12 protein-coding genes are annotated in these 14,711 nt (G+C 36.1%); 2 read left to right on the forward strand and 10 right to left on the reverse strand.

From position 1 onward, the window contains the following. Positions 1-131 precede the first annotated feature (131 nt). From map to FEZ33_RS05020, 3 genes are all read right to left on the reverse strand, one after another. The gene (gene map / locus FEZ33_RS05010) at positions 132-887 is read right to left on the reverse strand and encodes a type I methionyl aminopeptidase (protein WP_138404309.1); all 756 of its coding nucleotides are present in this window, start codon (positions 885-887) and stop codon (positions 132-134) included. A 13-nt stretch (positions 888-900) separates the two neighbouring features. Beyond that, a complete protein-coding gene (locus tag FEZ33_RS05015; protein ID WP_138404310.1) occupies positions 901-1,662 on the reverse strand; it encodes an acyl-[acyl-carrier-protein] thioesterase in 762 nt (253 codons plus the stop codon). Between the two features lie 198 nt (positions 1,663-1,860). Then, a complete protein-coding gene (locus FEZ33_RS05020) occupies positions 1,861-2,106 on the reverse strand; it encodes a GlsB/YeaQ/YmgE family stress response membrane protein (RefSeq protein WP_138404311.1) in 246 nt (81 codons plus the stop codon). A gap of 291 nt (positions 2,107-2,397) precedes the next feature. Here FEZ33_RS05020 and FEZ33_RS05025 point away from each other — a divergent pair, with 291 nt between their 5' ends. Then, complete coding sequence (locus FEZ33_RS05025) at positions 2,398-3,369, forward strand: S66 family peptidase (protein ID WP_138404312.1); 972 nt, start codon at positions 2,398-2,400, stop codon at positions 3,367-3,369. 55 nt (positions 3,370-3,424) lie between these two features. On the opposite strand, the gene gorA is transcribed toward FEZ33_RS05025, so the two are convergent. The 6 genes from gorA to FEZ33_RS05055 all read right to left on the reverse strand — a co-directional run bounded on the left by gorA (position 3,425) and on the right by FEZ33_RS05055 (position 10,674). After that, a complete protein-coding gene (gene gorA / locus FEZ33_RS05030) occupies positions 3,425-4,771 on the reverse strand; it encodes a glutathione-disulfide reductase (RefSeq protein ID WP_138404313.1) in 1,347 nt (448 codons plus the stop codon). Positions 4,772-4,779: 8 nt separating this feature from the next. Next, on the reverse strand, positions 4,780-5,331 hold the full coding sequence (locus FEZ33_RS05035) for a cysteine peptidase family C39 domain-containing protein (RefSeq protein ID WP_138404314.1): 552 nt from the start codon (positions 5,329-5,331) through the stop codon (positions 4,780-4,782). Between the two features lie 150 nt (positions 5,332-5,481). Then, complete coding sequence (locus FEZ33_RS05040; protein ID WP_138404315.1) at positions 5,482-6,627, reverse strand: glycosyltransferase family 4 protein; 1,146 nt, start codon at positions 6,625-6,627, stop codon at positions 5,482-5,484. A gap of 106 nt (positions 6,628-6,733) precedes the next feature. Further along, the gene (locus tag FEZ33_RS05045) at positions 6,734-7,906 is read right to left on the reverse strand and encodes a DEAD/DEAH box helicase (protein ID WP_138404316.1); all 1,173 of its coding nucleotides are present in this window, start codon (positions 7,904-7,906) and stop codon (positions 6,734-6,736) included. 22 nt (positions 7,907-7,928) lie between these two features. Beyond that, positions 7,929-8,960 carry a Gfo/Idh/MocA family protein gene (locus FEZ33_RS05050; RefSeq protein WP_138404317.1) on the reverse strand — a complete coding sequence of 344 codons (1,032 nt, stop codon included), beginning with the start codon at positions 8,958-8,960 and terminating at the stop codon, positions 7,929-7,931. A gap of 13 nt (positions 8,961-8,973) precedes the next feature. Then, positions 8,974-10,674, reverse strand: coding sequence for a M3 family oligoendopeptidase (locus FEZ33_RS05055; protein ID WP_138404318.1), 1,701 nt, complete (start codon positions 10,672-10,674; stop codon positions 8,974-8,976). 236 nt (positions 10,675-10,910) lie between these two features. Between FEZ33_RS05055 and uvrC the strand changes: the two genes are divergently transcribed. Beyond that, on the forward strand, positions 10,911-12,770 hold the full coding sequence (gene uvrC, locus FEZ33_RS05060; RefSeq protein WP_138404319.1) for an excinuclease ABC subunit UvrC: 1,860 nt from the start codon (positions 10,911-10,913) through the stop codon (positions 12,768-12,770). 342 nt (positions 12,771-13,112) lie between these two features. Here the strand turns inward: uvrC and FEZ33_RS05065 are convergent, their stop codons facing one another. Continuing rightward, entirely contained in the window at positions 13,113-14,495 is a 1,383-nt protein-coding gene (locus tag FEZ33_RS05065; RefSeq protein ID WP_138404320.1) for a L,D-transpeptidase family protein, read from the reverse strand. Positions 14,496-14,711 lie beyond the last annotated feature (216 nt).

Here is a 14,711-nt window from a genome sequence, read left to right on the forward strand (position 1 = left end):
TTAAAGATGAGAACACAACACAAACTATCGTTGCATAGAGAGACACTTAAACATAGGAATAAAAAAAGAGCCAAGGTGACTGCGTCACCTGGCTCCTCGGTCCACCAACATCAAAAATTCATGAACCTTTTTTATTCACCTTTTTGTTTTGTCATTAAAACTGGACCTTCTTTAGTGATTGCAATTGAATGTTCGAATTGCGCACAGTATCCACCGTCACGCGTACGAGCAGTCCAACCATTATCATCCATCTTCATCTTCCAAGTTCCAGTTGTAATCATTGGTTCGATTGTAATGGTCATACCCTCTTTTAAGCGTAGACCTTTCCCTGCTAAACCGTAGTGAGGAATTGCTGGTTCTTCGTGAATTGTTGGGCCAATACCATGTCCAATAAAGTCACGAACAACACCAAATCCTTCACCTTCTGCATAAGTTTGGATTGCATGACCGATATCTCCGATACGGTTCCCTACAACAGCTTGTTCGACACCTAACATTAACGCTTTATAAGTTACATCAACTAGACGTTGGTGCTCTGGAGTTAATTCTCCAACAGCATATGTCCAACAGCTATCAGAAATTGCACCATTTAAATCAACACAAAAGTCAACATTCGCAATGTCACCGGCTTTAAGTACATACCCTGATGGGAAACCGTGACAAATTTCGTCATTCACACTGATACATGTTGCATATTTATATCCTTCATAACCGATTTGAGCTGCGACTGCCCCAGCGCCTTCAATGCGCTTTTGAACGAATTTATCAATCTGATTTGTCGTCACACCTGGTTTGATAAAGTCGCGTAATTCTTCATGAATCCCTGCTAAAATCTCTCCGGATTCTGTCATTTGTTCTATTTCTCTTTGTGATTTTAATGTAATCATTCTTCTTCCCTTTCTACTTTTCCCATTCTATATTTATAACACTTGCGATCTTATTATTGCTTTCATTAATAATAACTTGTTGCGTTTGGTTACTCTCTTCCAAATCAGCTTGATTACAGATAGCTACTGTGTCTTGTGGGAGTATTTCTTTCTCGTATTTAACTTCGATGCGTTTCATTTTATAATTTTGGCTGATATCAGACGGAATAGTACGGTATGCCCATCTTAGATAGACGAGATTATTCACGTGTAAGTTCTCATCGATATCACTTTCATCAATACCAACTCGAATATCTTCTTCGTTTGCCACATTCGTAAATGCTTTAATCTTCGAAAATTCAATTGTATAAGATGAGTCAATAATATCTTCCGTTTCTAAAGGAGCTGGATTAATTCTAACTATTCGACGCTTGTCCATATCAATGGCTGCGAACTTAGCGAATACTTCATATAACAATTGTCCATCACTCACAACGCTATAACGTCGAGTACAGAAGAAACGGTTAACTTCAATGAGTCGTGTATCAATCTCAAGTGTAGCATTAAGTTCTGCTTCTTTAAGAATTCGAATCTCATATTGAGTGATGACCCATGTATGATTTTCTTGAATGAATTTAACATTCAATTGATTCTGTAAATAATTATCATGTAAGCCACTTACTTCCATGGCTTTCTCTAATATCTTTGTCAAATCGATTTGAGTCGTTCCAGGGATTATCAAATCATCTGTTACAACCAATTCTTTGCTGACTACTTTTAACTTTGAATCTTCCATAGATCCTGTAACCCCCTAATATTGCTATAAAAACAATTATACCAAAAAAATTCATAACTAACAGAAAAGAAGCATAGTAAAAATAAATTAATGAATATTTAAGAGTTGCTCGTTTTAATCGTCCTATATTTGCTTATTTATGACACTAAAAAAACTAGTCGGATAAAATCCGACTAGCTTTAATCATTTAAATAAATATTAACGCATTTGGCGTAGGATAAATGAAACAATTGCAATAAGAATGACCGCACCTAGTAGTGCAGGAATAATGAAGAATCCACCAATTTCAGGACCAAAGCCTGATAAAAATTGATTCCCAATCCATGAACCGACGAAACCAGCAATAATATTACCAATTACACCGCCTGGGATATCGCGTCCCATAATCATTCCAGCAATCCATCCGATGATACCACCGACGATTAGTGACCATAACCAACCCATATTATTCATCTCCTTTTTTTTAATTATACAAAACATTTTCATTTTGTAACTTTATTATATCAACTTGTGGCTATTATTGGCAATATAAAGGCTTGAGAACAAGCTTTGATTTTAAATAAGTTATAAATAAATCTTTAGAACATTGATGTAACAGCATTTACGGTTAACATTCAGTTCATATAATATATCCTCGATTTTAGTCTATCACTTGCCCTGTCTTTTCCTTTTTATATAATGATTATTATCTTTCTGTTATAATATATATAATATAATGTCAGTTGGAGGGATAATATGGGAAAAATATACCCAAATAAATTACAAATTAATGATGAAATTCGAGTATTGAGCCCTAGCTCTTCAATTAAACGCGTGAATTCTGAAGCTGATAACGAGAAGCTCGTCAAATACTTTGCGGATCTCGGTTACACGATCAGCTACAGTAGTCATATCGATGAGATGGATGAAATGAATTCAGCTTCCATTAAAAGTCGCGTCGAAGATTTACACGATGCATTTCGTGATCCTCAAGTTAAAATGATTTTAACATCGATTGGTGGGTTTAATTCGAATGAATTACTACCGTATCTGGACTATGAATTAATTAGAAGTAACCCAAAAATACTTTGTGGTTATTCTGATACTTCCGCTTTGCAAAATGCTATTTTTGCTAAAACAGGTTTAGTAACTTATAGTGGTCCAGCCTATTCCTCTTTTAAGATGAAGGAACTTCAGGATTATCAGACTAATGCTTGGCAAGCGGCGATAACTAAACATTCTTATAACTTAAATCCAAGCGACTTCTATACGAGTGATGAATGGTTTATTCCAGAAAAACCTCGGGATCTAAAAGAAAATGAATGGACAGAATACTCAAGTGGTAAGGCTAGCGGAACTGCTATTGTTGGTAATTTAAATACTTTTAATTTACTTCAAGGGACTCAATATATGCCTCAAGTCGATGATGCGATCTTATTTATCGAAAGTGCGGAAGAAAACGATGCCTTTGACTTTGCCAGAAATCTGGCTTCATTATTACAAGTTTATCCTGAACCTGCTGCCGTTATTATTGGTCGCTTTCCTAAAGAATCAGACATGAGTGAAGATACACTTCACTACATATTGAATAAGCATTCGATTTTACAAAGCATTCCGGTCATCTACAATGTGAACTTCGGTCATACTCAACCAATCTTTACATTCCCTATTGGTGGAACAGTTGCTATCAACACAGCTGCTCTTTCACTTTCAGTTGTTCAAGGTTAATTTTCAATCAAAACTAAAACCAGCGATGCCCATATTGGAATCGCTGGTTCTTTATTTATCTCATTGTTACAAATTCTTCTGCACCTGTTGGGTGAATAGCAATAATTGAGTCAAATTGAGCTTTTGTAGCCTTCATCTTCATCGCTACACCAAAGCCTTGAATCATCTCATCAACGCCTTCTCCGATACCATGCAAGCCAATAACGACTTCTTCTGGCCCATAACATACGAGTTTAAATTTATTTTGTTCACGATGCCAAGCTGCAGAAGCATACATTGAATAGAAAGTATTTGTATACACTTTAATATTCTCTTCACCAAACTCTTTAATCGCGTCTTTCTCTGAATATCCAATTGTACCAATCGCTGGATGGCTAAAGATAACAGTTGGAATATTTGTATAATCAATTGCTGAAGTTGCCCCATTATTAAATAAATATTCCGATAACGTACGCCCTGCTCTAATCGCAACTGGAGTTAAATCAACACGATCAATCACATCACCAATCGCGTAAACGCCAGCTTCTTCAGTTTCATGACCATCATTGACATTGATTTGTCCTTTTTCATCAACCGTGATGGCAGTATTTTCTAAACCTAAATTTTCAGTATTAGCGACACGTCCAACGGCTGCAACAACACGGTCAACAACTAGTTTCACTTCGCCGTCTACTAAACATTCGATTTTATCACCATTTTTACGGTATTCAGTAAAGGTGGTATTAGTCATATGTGTCGGTCCATCTTCATTGATTGCGCCAAGTAGCAAATCACTTAACATGTCATCAAAAGAACGTAATGGTTTTTCATATCTTGTGACTAATGTCGTATCAACCCCTAAGTTACTCATTACTTGTGATAATTCAACGGCAATGTAACCTGCACCAACGACAGCTACTTTCTCAGGTAAAGTCGTCCAGTTGAAGAAATCATCTGAGTTATCAACTAATTCTCCACCCGGTACTTCTACCTTACTTGGGCGTCCACCTGTCGCGATTAAGATGTTTTTAGCTGTTAATGTTTCGCCGTTTACTTCAACGGTGTGTCCATCAACGAATGATGCGTGACCTCTATATAAAGTTATGCCATTTTTTTCAATGTTATTCTCATAACCTGATCTTGAACGACTGACGTAACCATCACGTGCTTCACGAAATTCAACAAAGTTAAAGCTTGTGTTTTCAGCATGGAAACCATATCCAGGTCCGTATTTATGAATACTATCCGCAACTCTTGAGGCATACCAACTAACTTTCTTAGGGACACACCCACGGTTTACACACGTTCCCCCTAAATCAACGGCCTCAATTACCGCTACTTTTGCTCCATGCTCTGCCGCACGGTTTGCAGAAGAAATTCCGCCACTTCCTCCACCAATAACTATATAATCAAATTCTACCATATTTATATTCAGTCCTTTCTTTCTAACCATACTGCAGCCATTGTTTGACTGGCAGGAATCACTGCATTTATCTTACCATGATTATCATATGCTTTATAAAATAATTGCCCTGCGTTGTTATAACCAAATGCATAGACTAACAGCCAATGATTTCCATACTTACTTCCAAACGCTTTAGTTGTTCCAACAATAACTGGGTAGGGCTTTGCTTGAGATAACTCTTTCGTAACGATTGGATTACTAATAAGATGCCACCTTGGTTTATAATCGACGTCCTCGAACAGAGCTTTTAATCCACCGATTAAATCCCAAGGGTAAGTCCCTTTATACCAAAATCGACCATCAATGCGTGGTTTTAATCCAATAATTAAGTCATCCATAGATAATTCTTTTTCATAATCTTTCTGAATAACGTAATGTGCCAAAACTGCAGCAGTATATGTACCACAATAGCCAGGAAATTCGCGATTAACATATTTACGATAAACCTTCATAGCGCGTGGGTTTATCCCTGTCCATTCAGTTGGCCAATCTTTTCTAGTATACTTTTGTTTTTTCACAATTCTTACCCTACTTCCCTATATTAGTCTACTATATCTATGAAAAATGTACTAATTAATTGCTTAAACGCATCATAATAAATAAAAAAGAATACTAACCGCTGATTGGCAGTTAATATTCTAAAAAATACATTCATTTTCTAAACAGACTTAAGCTTGTTTACGAATACCGTCGTATTTGTATTGATGCGCTTCGATCGTTTGCGAATAAAAATCTAATATCTCTAGCGTCGCATTACCCCAAGTATATTTTAGCGCTTCCGAACGCCCTTTAAGTGAAAGTTTTTGCATTAATAATGGATTATCCACACTATTAATTGCCTTCATTAAACTTTCAGTATTACCAGATTCATAGATTAAGCCTGTCTCCTTATCCGTAATTTGTTCAACGGTTGGTTCGCTTTCAGCGGCAATGACAGGTATGCCTGACGCCATCGCTTCCGAGATTACTAAACCAAAGGTCTCTGATGTTGATGGGAAGACAAAAGCATCTCCTGTCGCAAAGGCTTTAGACAAATCTTCACCATGCTTAAAGCCTAAAAAGTGCGTCTTCGTTCCAGCAAAGACTTCTTCTAAGCGTTCTCTGTCTGGCCCATCTCCGACAATGGCTAGACATAAATCATCTCGCTCATCAAAGATTGCACGTAAATGATCGATATCCTTCTCTGGAGCCAATCTTCCAACGTAGACTAATAATTTATTATTTGGATTATTGTCCGTTAATTCATTATATAATTCTTGATCAAAATATTCTGGATGACGCCCTTCAATATCAATTCCTCGAGGTAAGACACCATGAGTGGGAATCATCTCATCATTCAGTTCATCCATTAAGCTTTGTGAGACTGTAATATTAACGTCAGACTTTGTATGCCAAAAACGAATATAATCCCATAGAACTGGTTTAAATAAACTCATATTATAATGGTCTAAGTAATTCGGTAAATGAGTATGGTATGACGTTATTAAAGGGATATTTAACTTATTTGCATAGTGAACAGCCGATGAAGCCAATGAGATTGGATTCACAGCATGTACCACATCTGGCTTAAATTTCTTGAAAATAGACTTTACCTTTCGAGAAGGTAAACCCCATGGACGCGATCCATATAATGGAAATGTCACTGTTTCAAGCCCGTAAACTGGTACTCCTTTATAGTCGCTTATACCAAGATCCGGTGAAATAACAATAACTTCATGACCAATTTCTTTTAATTGAACAACAAAGTTTGCCAAGCGAGTGCAAATACCATCCGTCGCTGGGACAAAAGTTTCTGTTACGATTGCTATACGCATATTATCCTCCCACTACAAAGCCACTTAATCTTTTCCTACTCTGATTATACCCCTCGATTGTAAATTTAGAGCTAAATGAATGTAAAGTTTATGTAAATTTGTAAATTTACACACGTTTTCTTCTATTTTGAGCTTGTTTATCTTGGTTTTTCGACCCTTTTGTTTCAGTTGGATCAATTAATATTCTATTTTTTAATACTTTCTCTGTTAATGGAATATTCTCTTCTTTTAAGATAGCTGCTAAATCATTCGCTTCTTGTTGGTTTAATAACGAGATAACAATACCTTCTCGGTTCATTCGACCTGTCCGTCCTGATCTATGAATATACGTTCGGCTATCTTGGACACGGTTATAATGAATGACGTAAGGAACTTCTGAGATATCCATCCCTCTACTAGCAACATCGGTTGTTAGAAGATAAGTAACGTCATGATTTTTAAATGCTCGAATCGCATACTCACGTTCTTGTTTACTCGCATCACTATGTAAGACAACGACAGATACATTCTCATAGATTAACTTCGCTGCCACTTCTTCAATTTGATTAATCTGTTCGAAGAATACAATGGCTCGCATGTTATCCATCTGAGCTAAACGTTTCAGTTCATCCACTTTATAGCGATTATTAACCGTAATGAAATAATGTTGAATATGGCTAACTGATTCTTGCGAATCAATGCGGATGACTTTAATGTCATTATTCTCCGCTTTTCGATCATTGACAAATTCCTCTGTCATTGTCGCACTTGCATAAACTTTTTGAACATCACGCATCAGTGTTTGTTGAATTGATTCGATCGTTCTTTTATGTTCATCTTTAAATAAATAATCTGCTTCATCAAAAACAATGGTTTTTACTAGGTGAACTTTTATTTTTTTCGTCTTGCTTGTTAACTCGATAAAGCGTCCAGGTGTTGCAATAATAAGTTCTGGCTTATCTTTTAACTTATCGATTTGGCGTTTAATATTTGCACCACCGATGAGCGTTTGTGTTTTAATGCCTACAACTTTACCCCATTCGCGTGCCACTTCACCAATTTGCATCACTAATTCTTGTGATGGCGCTAGAATAATTGCTTGCAACGTTTTATTTGCTTCAATTTGATTCAATATAGGTAGTAAGTAAGCTAATGTCTTACCCGTACCCGTTGGGGATACAGCAATGACGTCGTTCCCCTCTGATGCTTCTTTAAATAATTGCTCTTGAACCGGTGTAGGTTCTTGAAATTCTTTCTCTTTCCAAAATTCTTGGAGTTCAGTTCTAAATGTATTAAGCATTATATGCTCCTTCTCTTATCTTCTATTTCTGTTCTTCAGTGTCAAAAGAAATATTCGCTGATTTACGTAGTAACTCCATTGTTTGTGCCACTTGTAAGCTTAGTTGTTTCCAATCTTCATAGCGCACTTTTTGGTGAATACTATCCGGATTATTAATCACTTCAGCAAAATTCAGTAACTCATCATACATATAATTCTCTGGTTTGTAATCAATCACATCTGCCTTTTGACCTTCTTGGTTTATTAACTCAACTTTACTAATGCGACTCACGTCGTGGATAATAATGGTCTCATCGTCTACATAAATTTCACTTGGCAGTTTTGAATGCACTGCTTTAGAGATAAATATCGATACTTGAAATTTATCATATGTGAATAAAATTGTACCGAAAATATCGACACCATTTTCCCCTTTTTGAGCGTTGTAGCGCACTGATTGAGGTAAACCAAATAAATCAAGGACGACATAAACTGGGTATACACCTAAATCCATTAATGCCCCACCTGAAAACTCAAGGTTGAAGACATTTGGTGCAATCTGGTGATTATCCATTGTTTCACGATATTGAACATATTTGGATGAGTATTGCCCAAAATTAAAGTTAGCCCCTAAAAACGGCTGCTTAGAAGCTTTTATCTTATTCTGAACTAACTGCTTCATTCGACGATAATTACGCGTATGAATATGCAAAGCACCTTCAAAAATGAAGACATTCATGCGTTTCGCTTCTTCATGTGCTTGATGCCATTCTTCAACACTTGAAAACATTGGCTTCTCAATGATGACATGCTTTCCAGCTTTTATCGCTTGCATTGCTTGTTCAAAATGCATGCTATTGGGACTTGCGATATAAATCAAATCAATTTCTGGATCAAATAAAATATTATTTAATTGGTCCGTATAGTAGTCTGTCTTGTAAATCGTCGCAATATCTTTTGCTCGGTAAGCACTTCGTGAATAGATTCCTTTAATCTTATATAGATTGGTCAGTTGACTAGCTTTAATAAATTGCTCTGTTATCCATGAAGTACCAATGGTTCCTACGTTTATCATTGAACTCCTCCTCTTATATTAACTGCTCTTCGTCAATGGCTTCTAAATAGGTCTGAATGGCTTGAGTAACTTCTGAAAGACTATTTTCTTCAAAAGGTGATTTTAAGTTAGCGAGTTTCACAATTTCTTGGAATGATTTCGTTCCACCTACACGACAAATGTTTAAGTAATCAGACCAGAAGCTATCGTCTTCTTTCACATGACTTCGCTCCCAGAACTGAAAGGCACATACTTGGGCTAATGTGTAATCAATATAGTAGAATGGTGAGTTGAAGATATGGCCTTGTCTAAACCATAATCCACCTTGCTCATAAAACTCATTGTCATCATATTCTTTCCAAGGAGTGTATTGTTTCTCTAATTCACGCCATTTTGAACGACGTTCTTCTGGTGTCATTGTTGGGTTTTCATACACTTCATGTTGGAAGTGATCTACTAAGACACCATAAGGTAAGAAGGTCACGGCTTCTGAAAGATGAGCGTATTTGTATTTTTCTACTTTGTCACCGAAAAACTCATCCATATATGGCCATGCGATAAATTCCATACTCATCGAATGGATTTCACAACTTTCATGCGTTGGCCAAATTAACTCAGGTTCATTAATCCAACGTGAACGATAGAGTTGGAAAGCATGCCCAGCCTCGTGTGTTAATACATCCACGTCTCCTGAAGTCCCATTAAAATTAGCAAAAATAAAGGGAGCATTGAAGTTCGGGATATGAGTACAATACCCTCCACTTTGCTTACCTGACTTAGTTAATAAGTCCATTAAATCATGTTTAACCATAAAGTCGAAAAAGTCCGCAGTTTCAGGTGACATATCTGAATACATCTTTTCAGCTTTTTGAATCAACTCATACGCAGTCCCAATGGGTTTCGCATTTCCTGTTGGAAAGCTTAAGTTTAGATCGTAATATTTTAACTCATCTAACTCTAAACGTTTCGCTTGGCGGTCATAAATATATGTTGATAATGGCACAATTTGTTCCAAGACTTCACGACGGAATACTTCAACATCCGAACGTGTATAGTCTAGGCGGTTCATTCTCGCATAGCCCATCTCCACAAAATCTTTAAAGCCAAGACTGGTTGCCATCTCATGACGGACTTTGACTAATTCATCGTAAATGCGATCAAAATCAGCTAAGTTCTCTTGGAAAAAGTTTGCATATAATTCAGAAGTCGCTTTTCGTTCCTGACGGTCAGTTGACTGCATGAATGGTGTCAAACCAGATAAGTTATAAGTTTCTCCCTTATAATCAATTTCCGCTGATGCGATGAGTGAATCATATTCTGAGACTAATTTATTCTCTTGTTGTAATAAAGGTATAATAGTTGGGTCAAATACTTTTAGAGAGTTCTCAATAATATCAAAAAATGGTGCTGCAATTTCTTGTTTTAATTCAGATAGAAAAGGTGAGTTTAAAATTGCACGATAATAATCAGTTTCCCATTCTGAAATAATTGGTAGCTGTTCATTCCAAAAATCACTTTCTTTTTTATAAAAAGCATCTTTTGTATTAATAGAGAAACGAATTTCTGCTAACTCTGATTGCGTATTTATTTCATTTTGTAATGCTTGTATCTCATGAATGCCTTCTAAGGCTTCCTTGACAGAATTAGCATTTTTAATTTGGTCAATATTTTCTTGGTAGTCTTTTTTGAAAATATCTAGGTCTGGTCGATTATAATTAAATTCGTTAAATTTCATACACACACGTCCTTCATTTACTGTAATGCTATTATACCACAGGTTCAGTTATAAGCTTGTTATTTTGGGATAGTTCTAGTGAATTATTTTTTATAAGGGATTAAAAAAGACAACACAAAATAAAAAAGTTAACTGCATTTTAATAGTCAATTTATTAGCAAAACCTTGACTTTGTCGTGTATAATAGTATGTTGACAATAATAGAGAAATATAACCAATTAATAGGAGGTGTCTTTATGCATCAAGATTCAACTAACGAAGGAACCCCTAATGAAAAAAAGACGACTAAAAATCGCAGTGAAGTTTTATATAACATTGAGCAAAAACTAAAACTCTTACCTGATTTACCAGGATGTTATTTAATGCGAAACGCGAACGATACCATTATATATGTAGGTAAAGCTAAGAATTTACGTAATCGTGTGCGTTCTTACTTTAGGGGTGCTCATGATGCTAAGACAACAAAATTAGTATCTGAAATCGATCATTTTGAAACAATTATAACTAACAGTGATAAAGAAGCGCTGATTCTTGAGATTAATCTTATTCAAGAATATAAGCCAATTTATAACATTCGACTCAAAGACTCAACAATGTATCCTTATCTAAAAATTACTAAAGAAGAAGATCCTCAATTAATTATTACGAATGAAGTGAAAAAAGATGGGGGAACTTACTTTGGTCCCTTTCCAAATGTTTATGCCGCAACTAGTACCCAACAATTATTGCACCGAGCATATCCTTTAAGAAGATGTGCTAAAAACGAAAAGCGTGCCTGCTTTTACTATCACCTTGGCCAATGTATTGGACCTTGTGATCATAAAGTAGAACAAGCGGAATATGATGCTCAGATTGAGAATATCAAAAAATTCTTTGCAGGCAACGTCGACAGTATTAAAAATGACTTACGTTCAAAAATGGACACTGCTGCAGAAAAATTAGACTTTGAACAAGCAGCGGATTACCGTGATCAAATTAGTTATATCGAAAAAACAATTGAACGCCAAGTCATTATGAGTCAGGACTATGACAATATGGATGTCTTTGGTTACACCCTTGATCGTGGTTGGTTATCGATTCAAACCTTTATGTTGAGACAAGGTTCGATTCTTAAACGTAAAGCCGCCATCTTCCCTAGCTATAATAATCCAGAAGAAGAAGTCACGACTTATATTGCGCGATTCTATAAAGAAGAATCACAACTCATGCCTAAAGCGGTACTCGTTCCAAGTGATGTTGATAATCATTTATTAAATGAATATCTTGAAGTTCCAGTATCGACACCCCTTCGTGGGAAAAAACGTAGCTTATTAGAACTTTGCGAAAAAAATAGTCGCATTGCTTTGGATGAAAAATTCAGATTAATAGAGATGAGCGAAAGAAAAACTTTAGGTGCCATTGACGAATTATCAGATGCTTTAAATATTCCGCAAGCAAACTATATCGAATCGTTTGACCATTCTAATATCCAAGGATCAAACGCAGTATCAGGTATGGTTGTTTACCGCGACGGGAAGCCTGAGAAAAAGAACTACCGTAAATTCAAAATTAAAACTGTCGAAGGTGCCAATGAGTTCGCATCAACTCAAGAAGTCATTCGTAGACGTTACACAAGACTGCTACGCGAAGAGAAACAATTACCTGACTTAATCCTAATGGATGGTGGGAAAATTCAAATTAGAGCAGCTAGAGATGTGTTGGAGAATGAATTAGGCATCACAATTCCGGTTGCTGGTATGGTAAAAGATGACAAACATAAAACTGCTGCCTTAATGGACGGTTATAGTGAGGAAATAATTCCTTTAGAACCAACAAGCCAAGTCTTCCACTTCCTACAAAGAGTCCAAGATGAAGTCCATCGCTATGCGATTAGCTATCATAGAAATGTCCGTTCGAAATCTCAGTTTGGATCAATCTTAGATAGTATTGAAGGTGTTGGACCGAAGACCCGCACAAAATTATTAAAGCACTTTAAAAACTTACAAAGAATGAAAGAAGCAGACATTGAAGAGTACCGTCATATCGGTGTTCCTCAACCGACTGCAGAACGTATTATAGAAACACTGAATGATGAAGAAAAACTTCAGAGTAAGTAATACTGTTTTGGTTTAACTTTGTCTAGTTGTGTCCCTGAGATTTTCTCAGGCATCATTTTTCACGAATTTCATCCCTGAATATTTCTCAGGGATGGTAAGGTGCCTTGAGAGTTTCTCAGGCATCATTTTTCACGAATTGGATCCCTGAATATTTCTCAAGGATGGTAAGGTGCCTTGTGAGTTTCTCAAGCATCGTTTTTCACGAATTGGATCCCTGAAAAATTCTCAGGGATGGTAAGGTGCCTTGAGAATTTCTCAAGGAAATATTTTCATTGCAAACTAAAAAATCCTCACCTAGCAAAGTCATAATAGACTCTGCCGGGTGAGGATTTTGTTTTTATGTTAATAGAAAACCATTACTGGTGTACCGTAATCAACGTTATTGTAAATTACTTCAACTGCGCCTAGAGGAGTGTTAATACAGCCAAGTGAACCACTTAATTGATAAACATTTCCACCAAATGATCCTTGCCAAGATGCATCATGAATTCCTTGAGCTTTATCGTCAAAGCGAATCCAGTAATTAACTGGCGTAGAATATTCTACTTTTGAGAATGGGTTGTAACCAACTAAGTTTGTATCAGTTAACATCTCAATAACAGCATTTGCTCCTGGTACGGTCTCAGCACCAATCTTACCTGAAACCATTGGCGTTTCAAGAATAAGTTGACCATCAACATATAAGAACATATATTGATTACTTAAATCGATTTCGACGTAAGTTGATCCAATATCATTTGCAGCACCAGCAATACCACCAGAACTGTAATAGATTGGTTCACGACTAACATCGTTACCTGCATGAATGTCACTAATTAACGCTTCTGCTTCTGCATCAGTGTCAATTGACCAACCTAGGATTCCAGGTGGCACAGTGACTTCACCTTGTAAAGTACTATTGAAAGTACGGTCTTTGTAGAATGTTGAATATTCCTCGTTAAGAGTACTTAAATATGCTTTCACAGATTCAGCATCGATAATTAATTCATTTGAAGAATCAAAATAAATCCAGTTTTCAATTTCATCTTGTGGAATTGTTACTTCTTCTCCAGCAATTTCATAAGTGATATTCACTGATGATACGGATTCAATTTCATCCATCACTGATGTAATTTCTTCACTTACTTCAGTTATTTCTGGTTGAGCATATGCTTCTTCCAAATCAATGGTATAATTCTCGTTTTGAATCCCTTCAACAATTGCTGATTCAAGACGACTAGGATCGATTTGGTTTCCAGCAGACCCTTCAACTACATAATAACCTTCAGTTTCGTCATAATCTACACCTGCATCTGTCGCCGCTTCACGTTCTTCATTAGAAAGACCTTGGGCTGACAAGCTATTAATTATTTCTTCTTCACTGAAGTTAATTTGCTCTTCTAAACCTTGATTGTACTCTTTATCTTCAAAGAAGCCATTGACCCAAGTCGTTGGATCTTGTGATAAGTATGACGCTTCTAATTCTGACTCAGTTTTATATTCAGGTTCTAGTTCACCTAGTTTCAAACGAGCAACTTCTTGCCCATCTTCTTCAAGAACAAATTCTTTGTCATTCAAATCTTCAATAACTTTCGCCTGTGCTTCGCTTAATGTTAAATTACTCACATCAACTGTTCCAAAAGTGGAATTCGCTGAAAATTTCTCAGAGTAAAACCCAACACCTGCAAAATATACAACTCCCATAATAAGCACAGTTGAAACGATAATTAATAATGTCTTTTTCATTACTTACCTACCTCTCTAAAGTTTCGCAATTATAGAGTAACATATTTGAAATGATTTGTGTTGATAATTCACACATTATTCAAAAAATCATTTGAGTACTTGTCCTTAATAAAAACTTAACCTTTTCTTATTGTTAAAAAAGTTAACGTTCGGGATTTTCCCCTCGAATATTAGGTTTATTCCTAAAATATTTTCTTGTAAAATCAAATTGATTTA

This window comes from Ruoffia tabacinasalis (assembly GCF_005864045.1).
Taxonomy (GTDB): Bacteria; Bacillota; Bacilli; order Lactobacillales; family Aerococcaceae; genus Ruoffia; species Ruoffia tabacinasalis.

Coding starts and splice junctions, on each gene's coding strand:
- FEZ33_RS05040 (WP_138404315.1), bottom strand. CDS start 6,627: ATGCGTATAGCAATCGTAACAGAAACTTTTGTCCCAGCGACGGATGGT.
- FEZ33_RS05025 (WP_138404312.1), top strand. CDS start 2,398: ATGGGAAAAATATACCCAAATAAATTACAAATTAATGATGAAATTCGA.
- gorA (WP_138404313.1), bottom strand. CDS start 4,771: ATGGTAGAATTTGATTATATAGTTATTGGTGGAGGAAGTGGCGGAATT.
- uvrC (WP_138404319.1), top strand. CDS start 10,911: ATGCATCAAGATTCAACTAACGAAGGAACCCCTAATGAAAAAAAGACG.
- map (WP_138404309.1), bottom strand. CDS start 887: ATGATTACATTAAAATCACAAAGAGAAATAGAACAAATGACAGAATCC.
- FEZ33_RS05020 (WP_138404311.1), bottom strand. CDS start 2,106: ATGGGTTGGTTATGGTCACTAATCGTCGGTGGTATCATCGGATGGATT.
- FEZ33_RS05055 (WP_138404318.1), bottom strand. CDS start 10,674: ATGAAATTTAACGAATTTAATTATAATCGACCAGACCTAGATATTTTC.
- FEZ33_RS05050 (WP_138404317.1), bottom strand. CDS start 8,960: ATGATAAACGTAGGAACCATTGGTACTTCATGGATAACAGAGCAATTT.
- FEZ33_RS05015 (WP_138404310.1), bottom strand. CDS start 1,662: ATGGAAGATTCAAAGTTAAAAGTAGTCAGCAAAGAATTGGTTGTAACA.
- FEZ33_RS05065 (WP_138404320.1), bottom strand. CDS start 14,495: ATGAAAAAGACATTATTAATTATCGTTTCAACTGTGCTTATTATGGGA.
- FEZ33_RS05045 (WP_138404316.1), bottom strand. CDS start 7,906: ATGCTTAATACATTTAGAACTGAACTCCAAGAATTTTGGAAAGAGAAA.